This is a genomic window from Amycolatopsis sp. NPDC051106 (assembly GCF_040682775.1).
GTDB lineage: Bacteria > Actinomycetota > Actinomycetes > Mycobacteriales > Pseudonocardiaceae > Amycolatopsis.
Window position 1 is genome coordinate 1 of the sequence record NZ_JBFBBQ010000005.1, and the last position, 24830, is coordinate 24830.

19 protein-coding genes and 2 tRNA genes are annotated in these 24830 nt (G+C 70.3%); 6 read left to right on the top strand and 15 right to left on the bottom strand.

Annotated elements, in window-relative coordinates; all coding sequences use genetic code 11:
- Window positions 1-66 precede the first annotated feature (66 nt).
- Complete coding sequence (locus tag AB0M83_RS05710; RefSeq protein WP_364512986.1) at window positions 67-720, bottom strand: HU family DNA-binding protein; 654 nt, start codon at window positions 718-720, stop codon at window positions 67-69.
- 1027 nt (window positions 721-1747) lie between these two features.
- Between AB0M83_RS05710 and AB0M83_RS05715 the strand changes: the two genes are divergently transcribed.
- Window positions 1748-2161 carry an Lsr2 family protein gene (locus AB0M83_RS05715; protein ID WP_364512989.1) on the top strand — a complete coding sequence of 138 codons (414 nt, stop codon included), beginning with the start codon at window positions 1748-1750 and terminating at the stop codon, window positions 2159-2161.
- Between the two features lie 284 nt (window positions 2162-2445).
- Here AB0M83_RS05715 and AB0M83_RS05720 read toward each other — a convergent pair.
- The 4 genes from AB0M83_RS05720 to gltX form a co-directional block, all read right to left on the bottom strand.
- Window positions 2446-2521 (bottom strand) — tRNA-Glu (locus AB0M83_RS05720).
- 101 nt (window positions 2522-2622) lie between these two features.
- Window positions 2623-2694: transfer RNA gene (locus AB0M83_RS05725), tRNA-Gln, on the bottom strand.
- 59 nt (window positions 2695-2753) lie between these two features.
- Complete coding sequence (locus AB0M83_RS05730) at window positions 2754-3488, bottom strand: HAD family hydrolase (protein ID WP_364513471.1); 735 nt, start codon at window positions 3486-3488, stop codon at window positions 2754-2756.
- 202 nt (window positions 3489-3690) lie between these two features.
- Window positions 3691-5169, bottom strand: a complete 1479-nt coding sequence (gene gltX, locus AB0M83_RS05735) for a glutamate--tRNA ligase (RefSeq protein WP_364512992.1) — start codon at window positions 5167-5169, stop codon at window positions 3691-3693.
- Window positions 5170-5264: 95 nt separating this feature from the next.
- Here gltX and AB0M83_RS05740 point away from each other — a divergent pair, with 95 nt between their 5' ends.
- Window positions 5265-6512 (top strand): FAD-dependent oxidoreductase, encoded by a 1248-nt coding sequence (locus tag AB0M83_RS05740; RefSeq protein ID WP_364512995.1) that lies wholly within the window; start codon window positions 5265-5267, stop codon window positions 6510-6512.
- 58 nt (window positions 6513-6570) lie between these two features.
- On the opposite strand, the gene AB0M83_RS05745 is transcribed toward AB0M83_RS05740, so the two are convergent.
- The 6 genes from AB0M83_RS05745 to AB0M83_RS05770 form a co-directional block, all read right to left on the bottom strand.
- The gene (locus tag AB0M83_RS05745) at window positions 6571-7341 is read right to left on the bottom strand and encodes a fumarylacetoacetate hydrolase family protein (RefSeq protein WP_364512998.1); all 771 of its coding nucleotides are present in this window, start codon (window positions 7339-7341) and stop codon (window positions 6571-6573) included.
- Window positions 7342-7486: 145 nt separating this feature from the next.
- Complete coding sequence (cimA, locus tag AB0M83_RS05750) at window positions 7487-9100, bottom strand: citramalate synthase (protein ID WP_364513001.1); 1614 nt, start codon at window positions 9098-9100, stop codon at window positions 7487-7489.
- Between the two features lie 351 nt (window positions 9101-9451).
- Window positions 9452-10492: a 3-isopropylmalate dehydrogenase gene (locus AB0M83_RS05755; RefSeq protein ID WP_364513004.1), complete on the bottom strand. Its 1041-nt coding sequence runs from the start codon at window positions 10490-10492 to the stop codon at window positions 9452-9454.
- Window positions 10493-10720: 228 nt separating this feature from the next.
- Entirely contained in the window at window positions 10721-14083 is a 3363-nt protein-coding gene (locus AB0M83_RS05760) for a S8 family serine peptidase (protein WP_364513007.1), read from the bottom strand.
- Between the two features lie 236 nt (window positions 14084-14319).
- Window positions 14320-15918 (bottom strand): phosphoglycerate dehydrogenase, encoded by a 1599-nt coding sequence (gene serA / locus AB0M83_RS05765; RefSeq protein ID WP_364513010.1) that lies wholly within the window; start codon window positions 15916-15918, stop codon window positions 14320-14322.
- A gap of 125 nt (window positions 15919-16043) precedes the next feature.
- Entirely contained in the window at window positions 16044-16607 is a 564-nt protein-coding gene (locus tag AB0M83_RS05770) for a helix-turn-helix domain-containing protein (protein WP_364513012.1), read from the bottom strand.
- Between the two features lie 87 nt (window positions 16608-16694).
- Between AB0M83_RS05770 and AB0M83_RS05775 the strand changes: the two genes are divergently transcribed.
- The 4 genes from AB0M83_RS05775 to AB0M83_RS05790 all read left to right on the top strand — a co-directional run bounded on the left by AB0M83_RS05775 (window position 16695) and on the right by AB0M83_RS05790 (window position 20983).
- On the top strand, window positions 16695-17594 hold the full coding sequence (locus tag AB0M83_RS05775) for a TIGR03620 family F420-dependent LLM class oxidoreductase (RefSeq protein ID WP_364513015.1): 900 nt from the start codon (window positions 16695-16697) through the stop codon (window positions 17592-17594).
- A complete protein-coding gene (locus tag AB0M83_RS05780) occupies window positions 17591-18403 on the top strand; it encodes a TIGR03620 family F420-dependent LLM class oxidoreductase (RefSeq protein WP_364513018.1) in 813 nt (270 codons plus the stop codon). Before AB0M83_RS05775 ends, AB0M83_RS05780 begins: the two co-directional genes overlap by 4 nt.
- A 318-nt stretch (window positions 18404-18721) precedes the next feature.
- On the top strand, window positions 18722-20050 hold the full coding sequence (locus tag AB0M83_RS05785; RefSeq protein WP_364513021.1) for an ankyrin repeat domain-containing protein: 1329 nt from the start codon (window positions 18722-18724) through the stop codon (window positions 20048-20050).
- A gap of 69 nt (window positions 20051-20119) precedes the next feature.
- On the top strand, window positions 20120-20983 hold the full coding sequence (locus tag AB0M83_RS05790; protein WP_364513024.1) for a nuclear transport factor 2 family protein: 864 nt from the start codon (window positions 20120-20122) through the stop codon (window positions 20981-20983).
- Here the strand turns inward: AB0M83_RS05790 and AB0M83_RS05795 are convergent.
- From AB0M83_RS05795 to AB0M83_RS05810, 4 genes are all read right to left on the bottom strand, one after another.
- Window positions 20980-21258 carry a DUF397 domain-containing protein gene (locus AB0M83_RS05795; protein WP_155545093.1) on the bottom strand — a complete coding sequence of 93 codons (279 nt, stop codon included), beginning with the start codon at window positions 21256-21258 and terminating at the stop codon, window positions 20980-20982. The genes AB0M83_RS05790 and AB0M83_RS05795 overlap by 4 nt on opposite strands.
- A gap of 86 nt (window positions 21259-21344) precedes the next feature.
- Entirely contained in the window at window positions 21345-22358 is a 1014-nt protein-coding gene (gene ilvC / locus AB0M83_RS05800) for a ketol-acid reductoisomerase (protein ID WP_013223583.1), read from the bottom strand.
- A 37-nt stretch (window positions 22359-22395) separates the two neighbouring features.
- Window positions 22396-22902: an acetolactate synthase small subunit gene (gene ilvN, locus AB0M83_RS05805; protein WP_003080760.1), complete on the bottom strand. Its 507-nt coding sequence runs from the start codon at window positions 22900-22902 to the stop codon at window positions 22396-22398.
- A gap of 1 nt (window position 22903) precedes the next feature.
- Window positions 22904-24796, bottom strand: coding sequence for an acetolactate synthase large subunit (locus AB0M83_RS05810; protein WP_364513027.1), 1893 nt, complete (start codon window positions 24794-24796; stop codon window positions 22904-22906).
- Between the last annotated feature and the right edge of the window lie 34 nt (window positions 24797-24830).

The following is a 24830-nucleotide window of genomic DNA, read 5'->3' on the forward strand; positions in this document are numbered from 1 at the left end:
CCCGGGCCCGGGAACGCCGAAGGGCCCCGCACCTGCCGGTGCGGGGCCCTTCCGGTCGTAGTACTGCTACTTCTTCTTGGCGGCCGACGTGCGCTTGGCCGGAACCTTGGCGGCGGCGGGCTTCTTCGCCGCGGCGGTCTTCGTGGCGGCCGGCTTGGCGGCGGCCTTCGCCCGCGTGGTGGTGGCCTTCGCGGTGGTGGCCTTGGCCGCGGCGGTCTTCGCCGCGGCGGTCTTCGGGGCCGCCTTGGTGGCGGTGGCCTTCGCGGCCGGCTTCGCCGCGGTGGCACGGGTCCGGGACGTGGTGGCCGGCTTGGCCGCGGCGGCCCGCGTGGTGGTGCGGGTCGTGGTCGCCTTGGCCGGAGCGGCGGCGGCAGCGGTCTTCGTGGCGGTCGCGCGGGCCGCGGTGGCGCGCTTGACCGGGGTGGCCTTGGGCAGCTTCTTGGAGCCGGAGATGACGTCCTTGAAGGTGGTGCCGGCGCGGAACGCGGGCACGTTGGTCTTCTTGACCTTCACGGCCTCACCGGTGCGCGGGTTGCGAGCGGTACGCGCCGCGCGGGCCCGCTTCTCGAACACACCGAAGCCGGTGATGTTGACCTTTTCGCCCTTGTTGACCGTCCGGATGATGATGTCCACGAGACCGTCGACGGCCTGCGCAGCCACCTTCTTGTCGTCGCCCAGGCGCTCCGACAGCGCCTCGATCAGCTGGGCCTTGTTCGTCATTCCAGTCCTCCATAGTGGAACCAACAGTCAGGCCCATCTCGGCCGACGTCACACAGAGTATTACCAGGACGGCCGAAAATCCAAACAGGGGTGGCCGAAACTTCGTTGTGTCGCCGAAGAAGTCCGGGCTCGACGTCGCCGGCCTCAACCCTCCCCATTCGGCACGATCAGTCAATGATCGGGCGCTGACCTGCGCACTTGCCGGGAAAATGAGCGGCATGTCCATATAGGACAGGGCCGGGACGGGCTTTCCAGTCGCTCAGTTGTTCGACCATGACGACGCGAAAAACCCAAGCGGCTCAACGGAGAACCTCGCTGCTCGGCCGGCGCCGATCCGCGCACCCCTCGTCGACCGGCTTGGCGTGAGGCCGCGAGCAGAGCCGGCGCGGCTGCGTCAGCCGGTCCGGCGGACGATCGCGGCCGGCCGAAGAGCCACGCTCGACGAAGCCACGCCGTTCCCGCACCGCCGGCCGGCAGCCGTCCCAAGTGGACTTCACCGACCTGACCCGGGGCGGTCGAGATGCCGGGCGCCGGCACGCCGAAGCGCGCCGCCCGGTGCGCGACGCTGCCCGGCGGGGGCGGTCCGGACCCGGGCGGTCAGGCGGGCACCGGCTCGGACGGCGACCCGGTCCCGGACGGCACGTTCCGCGCCGTCGAACCCGGCGGGCACGGGGTGGCTTCGACGGCCGTCCACCGGGCCGCCGCCCTCCTGGTGACCGGCGGCGACCTCGTCCCCGCTGACGCGGCGACGTGCCCGGCGCGCGGGCATCTCCCGGCGGATCGGCAGGTCCTCCCTACCGTCCGGATAGGACGTTCCGCCGGCCGGCCGGATCGTCGTGCTGGTGGTGAATACCGGTTCGACCGGCGCGCCCGACAATTCTCCGAGGCGGGTTCCCTGTTTCCGATACTGGCGAGGAGATATCTCCCCAAACCGACCGGTATGGATATACTCCGCGGGGGAGCGGCACATTCGTGCGCTCGGTCACCGCCACCGGTTTACTGGTATATACCGTTTCAAGGAGCAGGAATGGCCCAGAAGGTCCTCGTCGAGATGCTCGACGACATCGACGGAACGCCCGCCGCCCACACCGTCCCGTTCACCCTCGACGGCGTCATGTACGAGATCGACCTCTCCGACGAAAACGCCGCCGCCCTGCGCGACGAACTCGCCCGCTACATCGCCGCCGGCCGCCGCACCGGCGGGCGCAAGGTCCGCGTCGCGACCGGCCAGTCGACGACGACCAGCACGAGTGACCGCGAGCGCAACCAGCAGATCCGCGCCTGGGCGAACGCGAACGGCTACGAGGTCTCCGAGCGCGGCCGGCTGTCGTCCGAGGTGATCGCCGCGTTCGAAGCCGCTCAGGCCGCCGAGGCCGCGGCGCCGGCACCGGCCGCGCGCAAGCGTGCCCCGCGCAAGAAGGTCGCCGCCGTCAAGAAGTAGCCATGGTGACGGCAGATCACTGGGGAGAGATCACCGCGGTCGTTCCGTCGGCCCGTCGGCGGCGAAGAAACCCACCTTCGTCGCCGACGGCTGCTTCTCCGCCCGTCCGGCCGGACGAGCCCCTGAACCGCACCACCATCGTCCACCGGCCCCGAGGCACCCGAGGCGTCCCTGCCGGGCTTCTCGCCCGAGTGAAGCCCCTTGAGCCGCGAGTGGGATCTTCGTCTTCCAGCGCACCAAAAAGCCCGCCTGACCTGGGTCAGACGGGCTTGGGTGGTAACTGCTGGTACCCCCGATGGGATTCGAACCCACGCTACCGGCGTGAGAGGCCGGCGTCCTAGGCCGCTAGACGACGGGGGCTTAGGATCTTCCCTGGTTTCCCAAGGGCTTTTCAGTTTTTCTTGCTGGAGAGAACTTACCAGAGGCGATTTCTCGCTCTGCAGGGGGGTTACTCTCCGCAGCTGGGGTACCAGGACTCGAACCTAGACTAACTGGACCAGAACCAGTCGTGCTGCCAATTACACCATACCCCAGTGAGGTACCCACCGACCCGATCAGGCCCGGCCGGTTCAGCACCGCACGAGGAGAAATACTAGAGCACGCCGTTCCGGACGGTGAACGCGGGGGTGCCACTTCCGCGCTGGGCGGGGACACCGATCGTCGCGTACTCCGAAACCAGCAGCTCAGGCAGCTCGGCCAGACCGGCCACCCGGTGGACGCCCTCGGGCACGCGCTCGCCGATGTCGTCGCGGTCGAGCCAGACCGCGCCGAGGCCGGCGTCGCGGGCGCCGATCGCGTCCGTGTCCAGTTTGTCGCCGACGTGAACGGCCTGGGCGGGTGCGCAGCCCAGGCCGAGGCAGACCGTGTGGAACATCACCGGATCGGGTTTGGCCACCCCGAGTTCCCCGGCGATGGCGACGTGGTCGAAGAACGGCGCCAGTCCCAGGTCGGCGATTTTCTTCCGCTGGTGACCACCCGACGCGTTGGTCACGGCGGCCAGCATCAGGCCGGCGGCGCGCAGCCATTCCAGGCAGTCGAGGACGTCGCCGAACAGCTGCCACGAATGGTCGAGCAGCTCTCTTCGGCGCCGTTCGAACGAGCTCACCTGCTCGTCGTCGGCGAGGATGCCGAGCTCCGCGAGGAAGCAGCCGGTGCGCCGCTGGTGCATCGTCGCGTAGTCGAGGTCGCCGGCGACGACGAGCGCGACGTGCTCTTCGGTGATCAGGTCCCACAACGGCCACAGGTCGCCCCGGCCGGTCAGGATGTGGAGGCTGCGGCGGATCGCGGCGGTGCAGTCGATCAGGGTGTCGTCGATGTCCAGGCACACCAGCCGCAGCTCCGGCGGCGCCCAAGGTTCGGACGCCGCCTCGGCGGGGACGGTTCGCGACGGGGTCCGGGGTGCCAGGGCGAAATCCACCCAGTGAGGCTAGGGCAACCGCAGCGTTCGCGACGCTGCCAAAGAGGTGATTGCCGCGCCCCCGTTCCGGCGCACCGGCTCTACTCCCAGTTGGCGAGCCGTCTTCCTTCGGTTATCCGACCAATGCGCGGCGAAGACGTCCCAACGAGACATCGCGGCCGAGCAGTTCCATCGATTCGTACAGCGGAGGGGAAACCGTCCGTCCGGTCACGGCGACCCGGACCGGCGCGAAAGCCTTGCGGGGCTTGAGACCCAGACCGTCCACAAGGGCGTCCTTGAGCGCCTGCTCGATGGCTTCGGTCTCCCACGACGGCAGCGCCTCGAGCGCGGCGACCGCCGCGGCGAGCACCGGCTGCGCGGCTTCGCCGAGGTTCTTCGCCGCGGCGTCCTCCTCGGGCGCGAACGCGTCTTCCGCAACGAAGAGGAACCGCACCATCGGGGCCGCGTCCGAAAGCACCGTGACGCGTTCCTGAACCAGCGGCGCGATCGCGTCCAGCCGGGTCAGCTGGTCCTCGCCCGGCGATTCCGGAAGGACACCCGCGGTGACGAGGTAGGGCGTGACGCGCTTCACGAACTCGGTCGCGGGCAATGCCCGCACGTGGGTGCCGTTGATCGCTTCGGCCTTTTTGAGGTCGAAGCGCGCCGGGTTGGCGCTGACCTTGGTGACGTCGAAGGCGGCGACCATTTCCTCGACGCTGAAGACGTCGCGGTCGTCGGCGATCGACCAGCCGAGCAGGGCCAGGTAGTTGAGCAGGCCCTCGCGGATGAAGCCGCGGTCGCGGTAGTTGAAGAGGTTCGACGAAGGGTCGCGTTTGGACAGTTTCTTGTTGCCCTCGCCCATGACGTACGGCAAATGGCCGAACTGCGGCGTGAACCCCGCGACGCCGACGCGCTCCAGCGCGGCGTAGAGCGCGATCTGCCGGGGCGTCGACGGCAGCAGGTCCTCGCCGCGCAGGACGTGCGTGATCTTCATCAGCGCGTCGTCGACCGGGTTGGTCAGCGTGTACAGCGGCTCACCGTTGGCGCGGACCAGCACCGGGTCCGGGATGGTGTTCACCGGGAAGGTGATGTCCCCGCGCACCAAGTCGGTCCAGCCGAGGTCGGTGTCCGGCATGCGCAGCCGCAGCACCGGCGCGCGTCCCTCGGCGCGGTAGGCGGCGCGCTGCTCGTCGGTGAGGTCGCGGTCGAAGTTGTCGTAGCCGAGCTTCGGGTCCAGGCCGGCGGCCTTGCGCCGCGCCTCGACCTCCTCGTTGGTGGAGAACGCCTCGTACAGCTCGCCCGCCTCGAGCAGCTTCGCGGCGACGTCAGCGTAGATCGCGCGCCGCTCGCTCTGGCGGTACGGCCCGTACTCGCCGCCGACCTCGGGACCCTCGTCCCAGTCGATGCCGAGCCAGCGCAGCCCGTCGAGCAGCTGCTCGTAGGACTCCTGCGAGTCGCGGGCGGTGTCGGTGTCTTCGATCCGGAACACCAGTTGCCCCTGGTTGTGCCGGGCGAAGGCCCAGTTGAACAGCGCCGTGCGGATCAGCCCCACGTGCGGGGTGCCGGTCGGCGAAGGACAGAAGCGCGCGCGAACCACCGATGTCTCACTCATAGCCCGATCAGCGTATCCGCCGCCACATCGCTTGACGCCGGGGACTGGGCGGGTGCATCCTCGGCTTATTCAACAGGCGATGAATAGATGGGGAGATGGTGGAGATGACCGAGCGCACGAGCTGCGTCGTCATCGGTGGCGGGCCGGCCGGAATGGTCACGGGGCTCCTGCTGGCCCGGGCCGGCGTCGAGGTGACGGTGCTGGAGAAGCACGCCGACTTCCTGCGGGACTTCCGCGGCGACACCGTCCACCCGTCGACGCTCACGCTGCTGGACGAGCTGGGTCTCGGCGAGAAGTTCCACGCGCTGCCGCACAGCGAGCTGACCGCGGCCGGGTTCCCCCAGGAAAACGGCGAGATGATGAAGCTCGCCGACTTCACCCGGTTGAAGGTCGCCCACCCGTACATCGCGATGGTGCCGCAGTGGGACTTCCTCGACCTGCTCGCCGAAAGCGCCCGCAAGGAGCCGACGTTCGTCCAGCGGATGGAGACCGAGTGCACCGGCCTGGTCCGCGAACACGGGCGGGTCGCCGGCGTCACCTACCGCACGACCGCCGGGGAGACCGGGGAAATCCGTGCCGACCTGGTGATCGCCGCAGACGGCCGCTGGTCGCTGGCCCGCCGCGAAGCCGGTCTGGTGCCCCGCGAATACGACTGCCCGTTCGACGTCTGGTGGTTCCGGCTGTCGCGGAAGGAGGGCGACGTCGCCACGATGCTCCTGCCGAAGATGCGGGACCGCCGCTTCGCCGTGCCGCTCCCCCGGCCCGACTTCTTCCAGGTCGCCTACCTCGGCCCGAAGGGTGATGATCTGCGCAAGCAGGGCATCGAGGCGTTCCGCGACAACGTCACGCAGATCTGCCCGGAGTTCACCGACCGGGTGCACGAGCTCGAGACGATGGACGACGTCAAGTTCCTCGACGTGCGGCTCAACCTGCTGCGCAAGTGGCACGTCGACGGGCTGCTGTGCATCGGCGACGCGGCGCACGCGATGTCGCCGATCGGCGGGGTCGGCATCAACCTGGCGGTGCAGGACGCGGTCGCAGCGGCGACGCTGCTGGCCGAGCCGCTGCGCCGAGGCCGTCCCACGGACGCGGATCTCGCGAAGGTGCGCTCCCGGCGGCTCGCGCCGACGCTGCTGGTGCAGGGGCTGCAGCGGCTGCTGCACCGCGGCGTGATGCGCGCGGTGATGGCGGGCAAGCGCAACGGCCCGCCGGCGCCGATGATCAAGCTGTGGAGCCGGTTCCCGGTGCTGTCCTACATCCCGGCGCGGCTGCTGGGCCTGGGCCTGCGTCCGGAGCACGCCCCGGCCTACGCCCGGCGTCCGATGGAGCCGGTCCAGCGGTGAAGCCTCTGAAGGCCACCATGAGGGCATCCAGTTCCCTCATGGTGGCCTTCAGAGCACGTCAGATGTTTTCGACCGGGTTGGTCAGGGTGCCGATGCCTTCGATGGTGATCGAGACGCTCTGGCCGCCCTCGATCGGGCCGACGCCCTCGGGCGTGCCGGTCAGGATGACGTCGCCGGGCAGCAGCGTCATCACGCCGGAGACGAACTCGACCAGCTCGGGGATCTTGTGGACCAGGTCGGACGTGCGGCCGTCCTGCTTGAGCTCGCCGTCCACCTCGGCCCGCAGCGCCAGGTCGGACGCGTCGAGCGACGTCTCGATCCACGGCCCGAGCGGGCAGAACGTGTCGAAGCCCTTCGCGCGGCCCCACTGGCCGTCGGACTTCTGGAGGTCGCGCGCGCTGACGTCGTTGGCCACGGTGTAGCCGAGGATGGCGCTCGCGGCGCGGGCGGCGGGCACGTTCTTCACCGGCTGCCCGATGACGATGGCCAGCTCGCCCTCGAAGTCGACGCGGCCGATGCCGGACGGACGCCGGATCGGCGCGTTCGGCCCGACGACCGTGGTCGACGGCTTGAGGAACAGCATCGGGGCGCTGGGCACCTCGTTGCCGAACTCGGCCGCGTGCTTGGCGTAGTTCCGGCCGACGGCGATCACCTTCGACGGCAGGATCGGCGCGAGCAGCCGGACGTCGGCCAGCGGCCACCGCTTGCCGGTGAAGTTGGGCTGGCCGAACGGGTGCTCGGCGATTTCCAGGACCTGGGCGTCGTCGCCGTCCCCTTCGACCGAAGCGAACGCGACACCACCGGGATGAGCAATACGGGCTAGGCGCACGCGGTCAGTCTACGTCTGCCCACCCAACGGCTTTCGGGGGTTCCGGGTGGCGGAGCCCCCGGCCCGGGCCGAAGGCCCGGATGTCACTGTGCCTTTCGGGGGTTCCGGGTGGCGGAGCCCCCGGCCCGGGCCGGGGGCCCGGATGTCACTGTGCCGGGGCCACGGTGCTGCTCTTGTGCACGAGCGCGTCACAGAGGGCCAGCCAGCTGGCCTCGACGATGTTCCCGTGCACCCCGACCGTGGTCCACTCGCGCTCGCCGTCGGTGCTCTCGACCAGCACGCGCGTCACGGCGTCGGTGCCCGGGTGGCCCTGGAGGATGCGGACCTTGTAGTCGGCGAGCTCCACACTGTCCAACCAGGACAGGTGCGGGCTCAGCGCCTTCCGCAGGGCGGCGTCGAGCGCGTGCACCGGGCCGATGCCCTCGGCGGTGGCGATGACGCGCTGGCCGCCGACGTGCACCTTGACCGTCGCCTCGGACACGACCTCGGCGTCGGCGCGGTGGTCGAGCACGACCCGGTAGGACTCGAGCTCGAACGGCGCCTCGGCGGGCACGTCGGCCTCCTGGCGCAGCAGGAGCTCGAGGGAGGCGTCGGCGGCCTCGAAGGACCAGCCCTCCGCCTCGAGGCGCTTGACCTTCGTGATGGCGCTCGTCAGCGCCTCGGGCCGGCCGGCAAGGTCGACCCCGAGCTCACGTCCCTTGAGCTCGAGGCTGGCCCTGCCGGCCATCTCGGTGACCAGTACCCGCATGTCATTGCCGACGGAAGACGGATCGATGTGGTTGTACAGCAACGGATCCACCTTGATCGCGCTCGCGTGCAGTCCCGCCTTGTGAGCGAAAGCCGACGCCCCTACGTAAGCCTGGTGGGTGTAGGGGGCGAGGTTGGCGATTTCGGCAAGGGCATGGGAGACCCGGGTGAGCTCGGCGGCACCTCCGGTCGGGAGGACCTCCATGCCGAGCTTGGTCACCAGGTTTCCCGTCACGGCGAAGAGGTCGGCGTTGCCGGCCCGCTCCCCGTAACCGTTGGCGGTGCACTGAACGTGCGTCACGCCGGCCTGCACCGCGGCGACGGAGTTCGCCACGGCGCAGGAAGTGTCGTCCTGACAGTGGATCCCGAGGCGGAATCCCGTCTTTTCCTTGATGGTCCGGACCGTCTCGGCGAGACCCAGCGGCAGCTGCCCGCCGTTGGTGTCGCAGAGGACGAGAACGTCGGCGCCCGCGTTTCCGGCGGCGTCGAGGATCCTCAGCGAAGTCTCGGGTGAGTAGGCGTAGCCGTCGAAGAAGTGCTCGGCGTCGAGGAAGACCCGCCGGCCTTCCTTGACCAGGAACGCGACGGTGTCGCGGACCATGGCGCAGGCTTCGTCGACGTCGACCCGCAGGGCGCGTTCGATGTGCCGCAGGTCGGACTTCGCGACGAGGGTGATGACGGGAGCTTCGCTGTCGAGCAGTGCCCGGACCTGCGGATCGGCGTCGGCGGTGGTGCCGGCCTTGCGAGTGGCGCCGAAAGCCACGAGGGCCGCGTGCTCGAGCTTGAGTTCGCCTTTCGCGGCGCGGGCGAAGAACTCCGTGTCCTTGGGCAGCGCGCCCGGCCAGCCACCCTCGATGAACCCGACGCCGAGCTCGTCCAGCAGCCGCGCGACGGCCAGCTTGTCCTGCACGGAGTAGGAGATGCCCTCGCGCTGCGCACCGTCGCGCAGGGTCGTGTCGTAGAGGTGGAAGGCATCGCCGAGCGGGGTATCGGCGGGCTCCTGGCGGGTCACGGTGGTCTCCTAGTGCAGCGCTTCAAGCGTTTCGGGCAACAAAAAAACCTCCCGCAAGGGTGCGAGAGGTTGCGCGCCGGGGGCTCTTGTGGAGCTATCGTCCGGCGCGCTCGATGATAATGATCGCGAAGCTGGTCACGGTCGCATCATGCCACAGGGTTTCGGTGGAAGTCCACAACCTGGGTCAAGCTCCCACCATCCGGGAACACGACTCACCGCCCGCGACGCCAGGAATGAGTCATTCACTGCGCCGGGCGCCAGGAATGAGTCATTCACCGCGTCCGGAGCGCGTGCACGAAAAAGCCCCGCACCACCAGGGTGCGGGGCTCCTCCGTGAAGCGGAAAGCGGTCTCAGCCCGCCGTGCGCACGTTGGACGACACGAGGGCCGCCAGCCGGTCGCCGATCGCCGTCGTCGCGCCCGGCGACGCCTGGTCGCGCGTGGCCAGATCGAACGCCACCGAAGCCTCGATCCGCCGCGCCGCTTCCTTCTGGCCCAGGTGGTCCAGTAGCAGCGCCACCGAAAGGACCGCCGCCGTCGGGTCCGCGAGCCCCTGGCCCGCGATGTCCGGCGCCGAACCGTGGACCGGCTCGAACATGCTCGGGTTGCGGCGGGTCATGTCCAGGTTGCCGCTCGCCGCGAGGCCGATGCCGCCGGTCACCGCCGCCGCGAGGTCGGTGAGGATGTCGCCGAACAGGTTGTCCGTCACGATCACGTCGAACCGGGACGGGTCGGTCACCAGGTGGATGGTCGCCGCGTCCACATGGGAGTAGGCGACCGTCACGTCCGGGTGCTCCAGCGAGACCTCTTCGACGATCCGCGACCACAGCGAACCGGCGAACGACAGCACGTTGGTCTTGTGCACCAGCGTCAGGTGCTTGCGCGGGCGGGCCTCGGCGCGGCTGAACGCGTCCGCGACCACGCGCCGGACGCCGTACGCCGTGTTGGTGCTGACCTCCGTCGCGATCTCGTGCTCGGTGTCCTTGCGGATCAAGCCACCCGTGCCCGCGTAAGGGCCTTCGGTCCCTTCGCGCACGACGACCATGTCGACGTCGCCGGCGTCGGCCAGCGGTCCCCGGACACCCGGGTACAGCCGCGCCGGGCGCAGGTTGACGTGGTGGTCCATTTCGAACCGCAGACGCAGCAGCAGACCGCGCTCGAGGATGCCGCTCGGCACCGTCGGGTCGCCGACCGCGCCCAGCAGGATCGCGTCGTGCTGGCGGAGTTCGCCGAGCACCGACTCCGGGAGCAGCTCACCGGTCGCGTGCCACCGCGCGGCGCCGAGGTCGTAGTTCGTGATCTCCGCCGTCGGTACTACTTCACCGAGCACCTTCAGCGCCTCGGAGACCACCTCGGGCCCGATCCCGTCTCCTGGGATCACCGCGAGCCGCATCCACACACCTCCGTCGACGAGGCCACCGGATGCACCGATGGCCCACCGCAACAAAACGCCAGCAGCCGGAAGGTTACCGGCCGTAGACAAACGGCCGTAGCCGCACCACCCTTATGCCGCATCCTCCCGCAGGGTGAGACACCCGATCGGGTTAACAAGAACGGGGCGCCCCCGGCGGAAATCCGCCGGGAACGCCCCTGTTCCTGCACTGATCGATCTTGCCGGGGACTAGCGGTGACCAGCCCCGATCGGCTGACGGTCGGTGCCCGGCCGAGCTCCCTGGGCGGCGTCCACCTTCACCACGTTCGCCCGGTTGCCCGCGGCGTTGTGGTGCTCGATGACGAACAAACCGAGAGCCTTGTCCGCCGCGGCCGAAGCCGCGTTCCGGTTCACGACCAGCGCCGTTCCCGGCTTCGCGACGTAGCCCAGCGCGGCGTCGCCGCCGCCCTGCACCGAGTAGCCCGGCGCGAGCGCGTCGAACGAAAGCGGCGTGCCGACGTAGTCGATCAGCCCGTTCGTCGTGCCCGGCGCGACGTAGAAACCGCTCACGCCCACCGTGTAGGAGATGCGGTGGCTGTCGGCGGTCGCGTCGATGCCCAGCGCCGCCAGGGAAACCGGCAGCGTCACCACGTTCGTGTCGAACACGTTCGTGTCGACGTCGCCGAGCTGCCCGTTGACGGCCTGGACGTCCACCTGCGGGAAGCCCGGGGTCAGCGCGACCGTGACGGCCAGCAGCACGTCCGTGGACGTCGCCTTGGTCACGTAGGTCTCGAAGTCCGGCGTCCCGTCCCCGGTGGTGTCGATGTCGACGAACGGCGAGGTGTTGCTGCCGATGTTCGCCCAGTCGCCCCACGTGGACAGGCCGAACGCGAGGATCGCGTTCTCCGGCTCACCCTGGTCCTTCGCCAGCGGCGCGGTGGAAGCCGCCCCGATGTAGCGGAGGTCGCCGCCCTTCGCGGTCTTGTTCACCGTGCAGTCGGTGACCACGTCCGCGTCGCACTCGGGCAGCTGCGGGGACTCCGCCTGCAGCTCGAGCACGCTGATCAGCGAGCGGTACCGCTGCGCGCCGGAGCCCTGGTCGACACCCTTGCCGGTCAGGTTCAGCACGGCCTGGGTGGCGTCCGGGGCGAACTTCACCGACTGCGGCGTCGAAATCGTCGACACCGGCTTGGGTGCGGCGTACACCGAAACCCGCAGCGGCACCTTGGCGCCACTGGTCGGGGTGAAGGCGACGCGCCCGGATGCGTCGGCGACGAACTGCCGCGCCAGGCCGGCCTGGGTGGCCTGCATGGTCGGGTCCATGACCTTGCGCAGCGCCTTCGGGTCGGTGATCTTCAGCGTCACCTTGACCTTGGCGGTGCCGCGCGGGGTCAGCTTCACCGACGGCTTGTCCACTGTGTACTCGACACCCGGCAGCGCGTTGACCGCCTGGTAGGCCACGGTGTACTCGGCCGGCGTGACGCCCTTGTTGACCAGCTTGATCGTCTTCGACAGCGTCACCGGCCCGGAAGCCTCGACCGTGCCGAAGCTGACGCTGACCGCGCCCGGGTCGTCCTGGACGTAGGCCAGCACCTGGTTGTCCAGCGCAGCCTTGGCGTCGATCCGGCCGCTGCCGACGCGCTGCGGCGCGTAGGTGTGGCCCGCGCCGTCACCGACGTCGTGGCCGGCGGTGTCGATGACCGAGGCCTTGACCTCCTCGACCGACCAGTCCGGGTGCGACTGGCGGACCAGCGCCGTGATGCCCGCGGTGTGCGGGGCGGCCATCGACGTGCCCGAGAGCACGGTCCGGCCGTTGCCGCTGCCGCGGAACGCCGAGGTGATCGTGTCACCGGGGGCGGCGACGTCCGGCTTGAGGGCCGGGCCGCGGGTGCCGCGCGAGGTGAACGAGCTCGGGGTGTCCACGATCGTCTTGTCGTAGGTCTGGATCGAGGCGCGCCCGGCGCCGTAGAGCCGGACCTGCAGCGTGCCCGCGGTCAGCGCCGCGCGCAGCGTCTTCGTCGCGGAACCGGTGAACTGGAACATCGGGATCGCCGCGTTGCCCGCGATGCCCGCGCTGAAGTGTTCCAAAGTGGACGACAGCAGCGCGCCCTTCGCCCCGGCCGCCTGGGCGTTGTTCGCCCGGGCCGCCGAACCGCAGGCGCGGGTCGAGTCGTTGTCGTCCCACTCCAGCCAGACGAACTTGCCGGCGGCCTTCGCCTTGTCCGCCGCGGAGTACGGCGCGCAGCCCGCGGCGTTCGCCGCCGAGAGGGCCACGACGGGCGCGGTCACGTCGAGGGTGTCGTAGCCGGTGTAGTTCTGGCTGTACTGCCCGGTTTTCTGGCCCGCGGCGTTCGCGGGGGCCTTGGCCTCGGCGGCGTCGCGCAGGATGCCCGCGTCGCGCGTGCTGGCGACGGTGAGCGCCTCCGGGGTGTTGCCCGGCGAGCCGGCGATGTCGTTGATGTCGCCGCCGTTGCCCGCGGAGATCACCGGGAGGACGTTGTTCGCGGCGAGCTTGCGCACGAACAGCGAGTCCGGGTCGTCCGGCGCGCCGAAGTCGGAGCCCAGCGACAGGTTGACGATGTCGAGGTGGTCGGTGAAGTCGCCGTCGCCGTCCGGGTCGAGCGCCCAGTCCAGCGCCTGCGAGGTGACGTTCGTCGAGCCCGCGCAGCCGAAGACCTTGATGGCGTAGAGCAGCGACTTCGGCGCCGTGCCCGGGCCGATCTGCATCGCGTCGACCTTCTTGGCGTCGAGCTTCTTGTAGTCGCCCTTGAAGGTCTTGCCGTCGGCGGTGACGCCGAAGCCGCCGATGGTGCCGGCCACGTGCGTGCCGTGCTCACCGCAGGCGAGGGGGTTCGGGTCCGGCGCCGGGGTGGTCTTGCCGGCCGTCGCGGCGTCGTAGTCGTCACCGACGAGGTCGGTGCCGCCGACGACCTTCGCGCTCGGGAAGAGCGGGGTCGGCTTGGTCCGGTCGACGCCGTTGTACGCGGCCTTCGTGCCGGGGCCGCCGAAGTCGGCGTGGGTGTAGTCGATGCCGTCGTCGATCACGCCGACGCGGACGTTGTCGCCGAACTTGCCGGTCTGCTGCCACGCGGCGAGCGTGTTGGTCAGCTGCTCGGCGCTGGCGTTGGTGCGGGTCTTCGGCACGACCGTGCGCACCGAAACGACGTCCGCGCGCTTCGCGACTTCGCGCAGCTTCGCGGCGTCAGCGGTGACGACGACGCCGGGGACGGCGTTGGCGGTCTGCGTGACGACCTGCGGCTGGGCGTCGGCCGAGCGCAGCTGGCCGAGGACCGAGTCCACGGCGGCGGCGGTGTCGGCCTTCGCGGCGCGGGCGGCCCGCTTCGCCTGGTCCTTGCCCTGCGGCTGCGCGGCGGTGAACGCGTCGACGGCGGGCTTCTTGGCCAGCTCGACGAACGCGGTGACGCGGCCCTGCGCGGCACCCAGCCGCGGCGAGAGCTTGCCCTGCAGCTTCGCGTCGTCGATCTTCGCCGGTGCCACGCCGTCGGCGAGCGGTGCGTCGGCGGCGGTGGCGGCCGGCGCCCCCAGCGCGGCCGCCAGCACGACGGCGAAGAACGCCGTCGTGACGCGAGCGGGTAAGCGGGATCTGCTCATGAGTCGGCCCCTTACTCGAGGTCTGGACCCGAACCTGCCTGCCGCTCCTAGCACCCCCGACGGTGAAGCACGGCGACCGCGCCGTGCCCTCGACGACGCGTGGTTCGACCTCGCGGAGAGAACCTAATGCCCCAAAACACCTACTTACGTAGGCAAAGGACTCCGTTATCCAGATGTGATTGCGCGCGAAGGCCCCCTCACCGCGGACGGCGAGGGGGCCTTCGTGGTGCTTCGCGTCAGTTGAAGTCGACGGCGCGGATCGTGTGCGCCCCGACCGAAGCGCCGATGGGCTCCAGCAGGTGGGCGTCGATGTGGCGGTCGACGCGAAGGAGCATCACGGCGTCGGAACCGTCGGTCGTCTGGCTGATCTGCGCGGCCTCGATGTTGATGCCGGCCTCGCCGAGCAGCGTCCCGACCCGGCCCATCACGCCCGGGCGGTCGCCGTACTCGACCAGCAGGACCGTGCCCTCGGCGCGCAGGTCGAAACCGCGGCCGTTGACCTCGACCAGCTTCTCGACCTCGTCCTTGCCGGTGACCGAACCCGACACGGTCAGCACCGAGCCGTCGGCGTGCACCGCGCGCACCGTGACCAGGCTGCGGAACTTCGGGCTCTCCGACTCGGTGACCAGCTCGACCTGCACGCCCAGCTTCTCCGCCAGCTGCGGCGCGTTGACGAACGTGACCTGGTCCTCGACCACGCCGGTGAACACCCCGCGCAGCGCGGCCAGCTGCAGCACGCCGGTGTCCTCGCTGGTCAGCTCGCCCTTGACCTGCACGGTCACCGAGTTGGGCGCCGTCGGGTTCAGGGCGGTGAGCAGCTGGCCGAGCTTCTGCGTCAGCGTCAGGTACGGGCGGACGTGCTCGCCCACCGCGCCGCCGCCGGAGACGTTCACCGCGTCCGGCACGAAGTCGCCGCGCAGCGCCAGCAGCACGGACCTCGCGACGTCGGTGCCCGCGCGGTCCTGCGCCTCGGCCGTCGACGCGCCGAGGTGCGGCGTCACGACGACGTTCTCCAGCTCGAACAGCGGGCTGGACGTGGTCGGCTCGGTGACGAAGACGTCGATGCCGGCACCGCCGACGTGACCCGAGCGCAGCGCGTCGGCCAGGTCCTCTTCGACGATCAGCCCGCCGCGGGCGGCGTTCACGATGATGACGCCCGGCTTGGTCTTCTTCAGCGCCTCGGCGTCGATGAGGCCCTTGGTCTCCGGCGTCTTCGGCAGGTGGATGGAGATGGCGTCGGCGCGCGACAGGAGCTCGTCGAGGGTGACGAGCTCGATGCCGAGCTGGCCCGCGCGCGCGGCCGAAACGTAGGGGTCGTAGGCGATGATCTTGGTGTCGAACGCGGCGAGGCGCTGGGCGAACAGCTGGCCGATCTTGCCGAGCCCGACCACGCCGACGGTCTTGCCCTGCAGCTCCACACCCGAGAACGAGCTGCGCTTCCACTCGCCGGCACGCAGGCTCTGGCTGGCGGCCGGGACCCGGCGCGCGACCGACAGCAGCAGCGCGACGGCGTGCTCCGCGGCGGAGACGATGTTCGACGTCGGCGCGTTGACGACCAGGACGCCGCGCTCGGTGGCGGCGGGCACCTCGACGTTGTCCAGGCCGACACCCGCGCGGGCGACGACCTTGAGCTGCGTCGTGGCGCCGAGGACCTCGGCGTCGACCTTCGTGGCTGAGCGGACCAGCAGCGCGTCGGCGCTCTTCACCGCCTCCAGCAGCGCGGATCGATCCGTACCGTCGACGTGCCGGACCTCCACCTCGTCACCGAACACACTCAGCACGGAGGGGGCGAGCTTCTCCGCGATGAGGACGACGGGTTTGCTGGGCTTGCTCACGATGCGGCTCCCACTATCTGGTCACTTCCAGGACGCTGTGTGTCGACAAACGGTCTGTGCACGTCGTTGTGCCCCGGTCGAGGCGGAGTTTAACCCGCTGGACCGCCCCCTGGCTTCCCACGGTGTTAACTCACTCGTAATCCCTCGAAAACAAGAGCCAGGAGGCGGTGCATGCCTCCCGGGCCGGGCAGGTGGCCCCCCGCCCAGGATGCCGCGTGCAGCAAGAGAAGAAGCTCGTCGGTGGTGACGTCTTCGCGCAGTGCGCCTTCGGTTTTCGCACGTTCCACCAGATGGGATCCCGCCTCCCGCATTTCGTGGCACGACGCGTACAACCGGGATGATTCGTCGCTGAGCGCGTCGGCCGTGAGCTCCACCAGACCGCGGAACGTGCGCGTGGCGTCGCCGAGCCCGGCCAGCCAGGCCTGCAGCGCGGCCAGCGGCTCGGGGTGGGTGAGCAGTTCGCGCGCTCGCTCGGCCTGCGCGTCGAACCGGGTGCGCAGCAGGGTTTCGAGCAGTGCGTCGCGGGTCGGGAAGTGCCGGTAGAGCGTGCCGATGCCGACCCCGGCGCGGCGCGCGATGTCTTCCAGCGACGCCTCGACGCCGTGTTCGGCGAAGGCGCGCTGCGCCTCCTCGAGGAGGCGCTCGTAGTTGCGGCGGGCGTCCGCGCGCATCGGCTTGACTTCGGTCATCTCCCTTCCGACCTTACCGGGTAGCCAATCGGAGGCTGCCTCCGTATATTAACCGGAGGCAGCCTCACTTTACTGGAGGGAACAAGAATGACCCTGGTCGAAGACACACGGGCCCGGCTCGGCGCGATCGGCGCCTGGCTGCCGAGCGCGCCCCTGCAACCGCCCCCGGACGTCGAGCGGGCGGCCACCCGCCGGCTCGCCGACGCCGGCTACCGCTCGGTGTGGAGCGGCGAAGGACCCGGCACCCGGGAGGTGTTCGCCCACTTCGGCGACCTCCTGGCCTCGGTGCCGGACGTCGTGCTCGGCACCGGCATCGCCAACGTCTGGGCCCGCCCCGGGCGGACCGCCGAAAAGGGCGGGGCGACCCTCGCCCACGCCCATCCCGGCCGGTTCGTGCTCGGCGTCGGCATCGGGCACGCGTTCCAGGCGGCGAAGCACGGCGAGGAGTACCGGCCACTGGAGCGCATGCGGGACTATCTGTCCGAAATGGACGCGACGGCGGCGGAAAATCCGGCGCCGGTGGCGTTTCCCCGCGTACTGGCCGCCGTCGGGCCGCGGATGCTCGAGCTCGCCCGCGACCACGCCGACGGCGCCCACCCGTTCGCCCAGCCGGTCACGCACACGCCCTACGCCCGCGAGATCCTCGGGCCGGACAAGCTCTTGATCGCCCAGCAGACCGTGGTCCCCGGCAGCCGGGAAGACGCTCGCGCGCACGTCCGGCGCACGGTCGCCCAGCTGCGCGAGAACCAGGTGAAGGCGTATCTCGCGGGCTGGCGACGGCTCGGCTACACGCCCGCCGACATCGACGGCCCGAGCGACCGGTTCGTCGACGACCTCGTCCTGTGGGGTGACGCCGGGACCATCGCGAAACGGCTGACCGAGCTCCTCGACGCAGGCGCCGACCACGTCCTGCTGACGCCGTGGGCGCCGTCGTTCGAATCCACTGTGGACATATTGGCCGAGCTGGCGCCGGCGGTGACCCGATGAGCGTCGGGATCTGGCGGTTCTTCGACGGCGACCCGGTCGGCATCCTGCGCGAGACGGCCGCCGAGGTGGAGGAGCTCGGCTTCGCCGCGATCTGGTTCGGCGAGTACGCCGGGCGGGAGGCGTTCACGCAGGCGGCACTGCTCCTGGCGGCGACGTCGAAGCTGACGATCGCCACCGGGGTCGCGCGGTTCGACCAGCGCTCCCCGCTCGCCGCGGAGGGCGCCGTCCGCGCGCTGGGCGAGGCCTACCCGGGCCGGTTCATCGCCGGGCTGGGCGGGCACCGGCCGGGTGCGCGGCCGCTGGCGGCGATCCGCGAATACCTCGACGGGATGGACTCGGCCGAACTGCCCGGACTGCCCCCGCCGGCACCGCGGCCGCGCCGGGTGCTCGCGGCACTGGGGCCGAAGCTGCTGGACCTGGCGGCCGAGCGGGCCGACGGCGCCCACCCGTACTTCGTCCCGCCGGAGCACACGGCGCTGGCCCGCGAACGGCTCGGGCCGGGCAAGTACCTGGCGGTCGAGCAGGCGGTGGTTCTCGACGCTTCTCCTTCGGCCGCCCGGGAGCACGTCGACCTGTACGTCCGGCAGGCCCCGCACCACCAGGCGAACCTGCGCCGGCTCGGCTTCACGGAGGAGGACCTGGCCGACGGCGGCAGCGACCGCCTGGTCGACGCCCTCGTCGCGACCGGCGAACAGGCGGCGGCGGACCGGATCCGGGCTCACCTCGACGCGGGCGCCGACCACGTCTGCGTGCAGGTCCTGGCCCGAACAGAGAACTCCTACCGCCGCCTGGCCGACCTCCTCCCGTAACTCGCGTGATCAGAACCGGATCTCGCGTGATCGGGGCCGGAACTCGCGAGTTACGGCCCCCATCACGCGAGTTCCGCCTTCGATCACGCGAGTTCCGTCGGGAATCACGCGTGATGCCCCTCCAATCACGCGTGAAGCCCGTGGGATCACGCCAGATGCCCCTTACCGCACACCGGCGTAGGGTGACGGGACGCGGTGAGGGCCGCGTCCCGTCCGCGGAAAGGGCCGAGCCCACCCCCGCAGTACCGCACCACCAGCTCCGCACCTTCTTTCCTGCCCGGTGCCGGCGGACCACGGGCGACGAGGGAAGGAGGCACCATGGGCACGCTGCCCGCGAAACCCAGCCTGGACCAGCTCCGCAAGCGTGCGAAGGATCTCGCACGCGCTGAAGGCGTCAAGCTCTCCGAAGCGCAGTTCCGGATCGCCCGCGACCACGGTTTCCCGAGCTGGCCGAAACTCCGGGCGTACGTCCGGCGCGTCACGGAACACGGCGAAAACCTGCAGCACCCGTACCACCAGGACGTCCACTACTACGCCGAACGCGCGCTCGGCCTGCTCGCCTCGGCCGAGGACGGGACACCGGGCGCGCGCGAGCCGTTCGAGCGCTGGGGCCAGCCGCTGACCCGGGACGGCGCGCTCGTGGTCGTCGCCCGTGAGCACGGTTTCGTTTCCTGGCGCACCCTCCGCGAGCACATCGAGTCGCTTGTGGACAGTGGGGAGCCGTTCGCGCGGGCGTACCGCGCGGTCGAAGCCCGGGACCCCGACGCGCTGGAAGCGCTGCTGACGGAGTTCCCGGGGCTCGTCACCGCCCGCGGCACCAACGGCAACGACCTGCTCGGCATGGCCGGCGCGACCTGCGACGAGCGGCTCAGCCGGATCCTGCTCGACCACGGCGCCGACCCGGCCCGCGGCAACGTCCACGGCTGGACCCCGCTGCACCAGGCCGCGTACAAGAACCTGCCGCTCCTGCTCGACCAGCTGCTCGACGCCGGCGCCCCGATCGACGTCTCCGCTCGGGGCGACGGCGGCACTCCCCTGGTCGTCGCGCTGTTCTGGGGTCACCGCGAGGCCGCGGAGAAGCTGGCGCCGCACGGCCGGGCGCCCGGCAACCTGCGCGTCGCGGCCGGGCTCGGCGACGCGGACCTGCTTGACGAACTCCTGCGACCTGGGCACCCCGCGGCCGGCGCACACCGGGGTTTTTACCGCCCGCACAGCGGTTTCCCGGCCTGGCACCCGAAAGACGACCCGGCCGAGGTCAAGAACGAAGCCCTGGCCTGGGCGGCCCGCAACGACCGCGTCGACGCGCTGAAAACCCTCGTCGCCCGGGGCGCCGACCCGGACGCCGACGTCTACCGCGGCACCGCCCTCGCCTGGGCGGCGGCGACGGGCCGGGTCGCCGCGATCCGGACGCTCCTCGCTCTCGGCGCCGACGTGAACCACGTCGGCACGTTCGGCGGCCCGAACCACGGCGAAGGCGTCACGGCCCTGCACCTCGCCGCGCAGTCCGGGCACCTCGACGCGGTCCGCGTCCTCGTCGAGAACGGCGCCGACCTCGCGGCCCGGGACGCGATCTTCCACAGCACGCCGGAGAAGTGGGCCGACGTGTGCGAGCAGCCGGCCGCCCGGGACCTCCTCCGAACCCTGTAGACAACCGGAGTCTGTAGTCCGTATCTTCGGAGACGGACTACAGACTCCGGTTTGCCACTGGGAGGATTCATGACCACACCCCGCGACGTGTTCGACGCGCTGTCCGACGGCATCAGTGAAGGACGGTTCGGCGAGCTTTCCGCGCTCTACGCCGAGGACACCGTCGTCGAGCATCCGCAGGCCGTGCCCCGGCCGACCCGGCTGGCCGGCCGTGACGCGCTCCACGAAAGGTTCACCGGCGTCCTCGCCGGGGCGGTGCGGCTCAAGCGCAAGAACGTCGTCGTCCACGAGACGACGGATCCCGAGGTGATCGTCGCCGAATACGACTACGACGCCGAGTCCGTCGAAACCGGCCGGACGACCACGACAGCCAACATCCAGGTGCTGCGAATCCGCGACGGCCTCATCGTCCATTCCCGCGACTACCACGACTACCTGCGGCTCGCGGCGATCCGCGACGGCGTCGACCTGCTCGTGAAGGCCTATGAGCAGGCGCCACCGCGCGAGCTTTCGCCGGTCACCCCGGAAACCGACGGGACGGTGTTCGAAAAGCTGGTGCACGGCGTGGCGGGCGGCCGCTGGGACGAACTTCCGGACCTGTACGCGGAAGAAACGCACGTGACGCACCCGTTCCTGCCGGGCTCCGCGGTGATCCGGACGCGCGACGAAACCCGCGAGCACTTCGCGGCGGGCAAGGCGCTGAACCCGGGGTTCGCGGTCGCGGACCTGGTCACCTACCAGGGCACGGATCCGGAGGTGCTGATCGGCGAGTTCGCCTACCAGGGCGAGTACGGCGGACGGCCGGTGCGGATCGCCAACATCTTCTCGATGCGCGTGCGCGACGGCCTGATCGTCGAGTCCCGTGACTACGGCGACCACCTCGGCATCGCGGGCGACACCGGTCAGATCCCCGCGCTGGCGGCGAAGCTTTAGGCCTCCGCGAGGTCCTCGGGCAGGTCGAACTCGCCGTCGCGGACGCCCTTCACGAACGCGTCCCACTCCCCCGGCGTGAAGACGAGGATGACGCCGTCCGGCTTCGACGACTGCCGCATCGCGGTGTAGGTGACGCCGTCGGTGTGCTCGATGAAGGCGTACTCGACGCAGTCGTCGAGGGTGACACCCTCGGGCTCGGCCCGGATCCACTCGGCCTTCGTGAAGTCGAGGTGGTGCCGGATGTGCGCCTTGTCGTCGACCGGCTGCTCACTCATGTCGCCAGCGTAGCGAAACGACCACCGAACGCACTGAAGGGGACGCCCCGAGCGGGCGTCCCCTTCAGCGTCTTGCCGGCTAAGACTCAGGCGGTCTCGGTGATCGGCCGGTCCACCCACGACATCAGGTCGCGCAGCTTCTTGCCGGTCGCCTCGATCGGGTGCTGGTTGCCCTGCTCCTCGAGCTTGGTGAAGTTCGGCCGGCCGGCCTCGTCCTCGGCGACCCATTCGCGGGCGAACGTGCCGTCCTGGATCTCGCCGAGGATCTTCTTCATCTCTTCCTTGACCGCCGGCGAGATGACGCGCGGGCCGCGGGTCAGGTCGCCGTACTCGGCGGTGTCGGAGATCGAGTAGCGCTGGCGCGCGATGCCGCCCTCGTACATGAGGTCGACGATCAGCTTCAGCTCGTGCAGCACCTCGAAGTAGGCGATCTCCGGGGCGTAGCCGGCCTCGGTGAGCACCTCGAACCCGGTCTGCACCAGCGCGGACGCGCCACCGCAGAGCACGGCCTGCTCGCCGAAGAGGTCGGTCTCGGTCTCCTCGGTGAACGTCGTCTTGATGACGCCGGCGCGGGCGCCACCGATGGCGGCGGCGTAGGAGAGGGCGAGCGCCTGGGCGTTGCCGGAAGCGTCCTGCTCGACCGCGATGAGCGCCGGGACGCCCTTGCCGTCGACGAACTGGCGGCGGACCAGGTGGCCCGGGCCCTTCGGGGCGACCATCGCGACGTCGACGTTGGCCGGCGGCTTGATCAGGTCGTAGCGGATGTTGAAGCCGTGCCCGAAGAAGATCGCGTCGCCGTCCTTGAGGTTCGGCGCGATGTCCTGCTCGTAGATGAAGCGCTGCTTCGTGTCCGGCGCCAGGATCATGATCAGGTCGGCCTCGGCGGACGCCTCGGCCGGGGTGAGCACACGCAGGCCCTGCTCCTCGGCCTTCGCCCGCGACTTGGACCCCTCGGGCAGGCCGATGCGGACGTCGACGCCGGAGTCGCGCAGGCTCAGCGAGTGGGCGTGGCCCTGGCTGCCGTAGCCGATGACAGCGACCTTGCGCCCCTGGATGATCGAGAGGTCGGCGTCGTCGTCGTAGAAGATTTCCACTGCCATGGGGGTTACTGCTTCCTTTCCTGACTTACGAAGTTTTCTAGCGCGGCGAGGTTGCGGTGATCGAGCGAGCGCCGCGACCCACCGCGACCATGCCGGACTGCACGAGCTCGCGGATGCCATAAGGCTCCAGCATCCGCAGCAACGCACCGATCTTGTCGGACGTCCCGGTGGCCTCGACGGTGAGTGCCTCCGGAGAGACGTCCACCACCTTGGCCCGGAAGAGCTGGACGGTTTCGAGGACCTGGCTGCGCACGGTGTTGTCGGCGCGAACCTTCACGAGCAGCAGTTCTCGCTGCACGGCGGTCGACTGCTCCAGCTCGACGATCTTGATCACGTTGACCAGCTTGTTGAGCTGTTTGGTCACCTGTTCGAGCGGTAGCTCTTCCACGGCGACCACGATCGTCATGCGGGACACCTCGGGGTTTTCCGTGGGCCCGACGGCGAGGGACTCGATGTTGAACCCGCGGCGGGAGAACAGGCCCGAGACGCGCGCGAGCACACCGGGCTTGTTCTCGACCAGCACACTCAGCGTGTGGACGCTCATCTCAGCGCTCACCCTCCCCGGCGGCTTCCGCGGCGGCCTCGGTCGTCTCGACCGAAACCTCGTCGTCGTCGAACAGCGGCCGGATGCCCCGGACCGCCATGATCTCGTCGTTGCCGGTGCCCGCGGCGACCATCGGCCACACCTGCGCATCCTTCCCCACGACGAAGTCGATCACGACGGGGCGGTCGTTGATCTCCATCGCGCGGCGGATGGTGGCGTCGACGTCTTCCTTCGTCTCGCAGCGCAGCCCGGCGCAGCCCAGCGCTTCGGCCAGCAGCACGAAGTCCGGGATGCGGTGCTTGTGCGTGCCGAGGTCGGTGTTGGAGTACCGCTCCGAGTAGAAGAGGTTCTGCCACTGCCGGACCATGCCCAGGTTGCCGTTGTTGATGACGGCGACCTTGATCGGCGCGCCCTCGATGGCGCAGGTGGCCAGCTCCTGGTTGGTCATCTGGAAGCAGCCGTCGCCGTCGATCGCCCACACCGGGGTGTCCGGGACGCCGAACTTCGCACCCATCGCGGCGGGCACCGCGTAGCCCATGGTGCCGAGGCCGCCGGAGTTGATCCAGGTGCGCGGGTTCTCGTACTTGACGAACTGCGCGGCCCACATCTGGTGCTGGCCGACACCGGCGGCGTACACCGCGTCGGGGCCGACGAGCTGGCCGATCCGCTCGATGACGTACTGCGGCGACAGCGAACCGTCGTCCGGCCACTCGTAACCGGCCGGGTAGGTCTTGCGCCAGTCGTCGAGCAGCGTCCACCAGTCGGCGAGGTCGGGCTTGCCGCCGTGCTCGAACTCCGTCGTCACCGAAGTGATCAGCTCGCTGATGATCTCCTTGCAGTCGCCCACGATCGGGACGTCGGCCTTGCGGTTCTTGGAGATCTCGGCCGGGTCGATGTCGGCGTGCACGATCGCGGCGTCCGGCGCGAAGGACGACAGCTGGCCGGTGACGCGGTCGTCGAACCGGGCGCCGAGCGCGATGAGCAGGTCGGCGCGCTGCATCGCGGCGACGGCGGCGACCGTGCCGTGCATGCCCGGCATGCCGAGGTGCTGCGGGTGCGAGTCGGGGAAAGCGCCGCGCGCCATCAGCGTCGTGACGACCGGGATGCCGGTCTGCTCGGCGAGCTGCTTCAGCTGCTCGTGCGCCTCCGCCTTGATGACGCCGCCACCGACGTAGAGCACCGGCCGGCGCGACTTCGCGATGAGCTTCGCGGCTTCGCGGACCTGCTTGCCGTGCGGGCGCAGCGTCGGGCGGTAGCCCGGGAGCCGCAGCTCGGTCGGCCAGGAGAACGAGGTCATCTCCTGCAGCACGTCCTTGGGGATGTCCACCAGGACCGGGCCGGGGCGGCCCGTGGACGCCAGGTGGAACGCCTCGGCGATGGTCCGCGGGATGTCCGCGGGGTCGGTGACGAGGAAGTTGTGCTTGGTGATCGGCATGGTGATGCCGCAGATGTCGGCTTCCTGGAAGGCGTCGGTGCCGATCAGCGACCGGGACTGCTGCCCGGTGATGGCGACGACCGGGACGGAGTCCATGTTCGCGTCGGCCAGGGGGGTGACGAGGTTGGTCGCGCCCGGGCCCGAGGTCGCCATGCAGACGCCGACCTTGCCGGTGGCCTGCGCGTAGCCGGTGGCGGCGTGGCCCGCGCCCTGCTCGTGGCGGACCAGGATGTGGCGGACCTTCGTCGAGTCCAGCAGCGGGTCGTAGGCGGGCAGGATGGTGCCGCCCGGAATGCCGAAGACCACCTCGGCGCCGACCGCCTCGAGCGAGCGCACGAGCGACTGGGCGCCGGTGACGCGCACCGGGGTTCCCGCCGGTGGCGCCGGCTTCGGACGTGCTCCGGGCGTTCCGGGCGTCGGCCCGGGTTTCGCGTCGCTGCGCGACGTGGCACTGGTCATCGGTTCTGCCTCGTGGGTCTCGGTGTCACTCGTT

Bases quoted from the DNA above. Each gene is read 5' to 3' on its own strand.
- AB0M83_RS05795 (WP_155545093.1), bottom strand. From the start codon at position 21,258: ATGAGTGAGCAGCCGGTCGACGACAAGGCGCACATCCGGCACCACCTC.
- AB0M83_RS05790 (WP_364513024.1), top strand. From the start codon at position 20,120: ATGACCACACCCCGCGACGTGTTCGACGCGCTGTCCGACGGCATCAGT.
- ilvN (WP_003080760.1), bottom strand. From the start codon at position 22,902: ATGAGCGTCCACACGCTGAGTGTGCTGGTCGAGAACAAGCCCGGTGTG.
- AB0M83_RS05775 (WP_364513015.1), top strand. From the start codon at position 16,695: ATGACCCTGGTCGAAGACACACGGGCCCGGCTCGGCGCGATCGGCGCC.
- AB0M83_RS05715 (WP_364512989.1), top strand. From the start codon at position 1,748: ATGGCCCAGAAGGTCCTCGTCGAGATGCTCGACGACATCGACGGAACG.
- AB0M83_RS05810 (WP_364513027.1), bottom strand. From the start codon at position 24,796: ATGACCAGTGCCACGTCGCGCAGCGACGCGAAACCCGGGCCGACGCCC.
- AB0M83_RS05760 (WP_364513007.1), bottom strand. From the start codon at position 14,083: ATGAGCAGATCCCGCTTACCCGCTCGCGTCACGACGGCGTTCTTCGCC.
- AB0M83_RS05740 (WP_364512995.1), top strand. From the start codon at position 5,265: ATGGTGGAGATGACCGAGCGCACGAGCTGCGTCGTCATCGGTGGCGGG.
- AB0M83_RS05780 (WP_364513018.1), top strand. From the start codon at position 17,591: ATGAGCGTCGGGATCTGGCGGTTCTTCGACGGCGACCCGGTCGGCATC.
- AB0M83_RS05770 (WP_364513012.1), bottom strand. From the start codon at position 16,607: ATGACCGAAGTCAAGCCGATGCGCGCGGACGCCCGCCGCAACTACGAG.
- gltX (WP_364512992.1), bottom strand. From the start codon at position 5,169: ATGAGTGAGACATCGGTGGTTCGCGCGCGCTTCTGTCCTTCGCCGACC.
- AB0M83_RS05785 (WP_364513021.1), top strand. From the start codon at position 18,722: ATGGGCACGCTGCCCGCGAAACCCAGCCTGGACCAGCTCCGCAAGCGT.
- AB0M83_RS05755 (WP_364513004.1), bottom strand. From the start codon at position 10,492: ATGCGGCTCGCGGTGATCCCAGGAGACGGGATCGGGCCCGAGGTGGTC.
- ilvC (WP_013223583.1), bottom strand. From the start codon at position 22,358: ATGGCAGTGGAAATCTTCTACGACGACGACGCCGACCTCTCGATCATC.
- AB0M83_RS05710 (WP_364512986.1), bottom strand. From the start codon at position 720: ATGACGAACAAGGCCCAGCTGATCGAGGCGCTGTCGGAGCGCCTGGGC.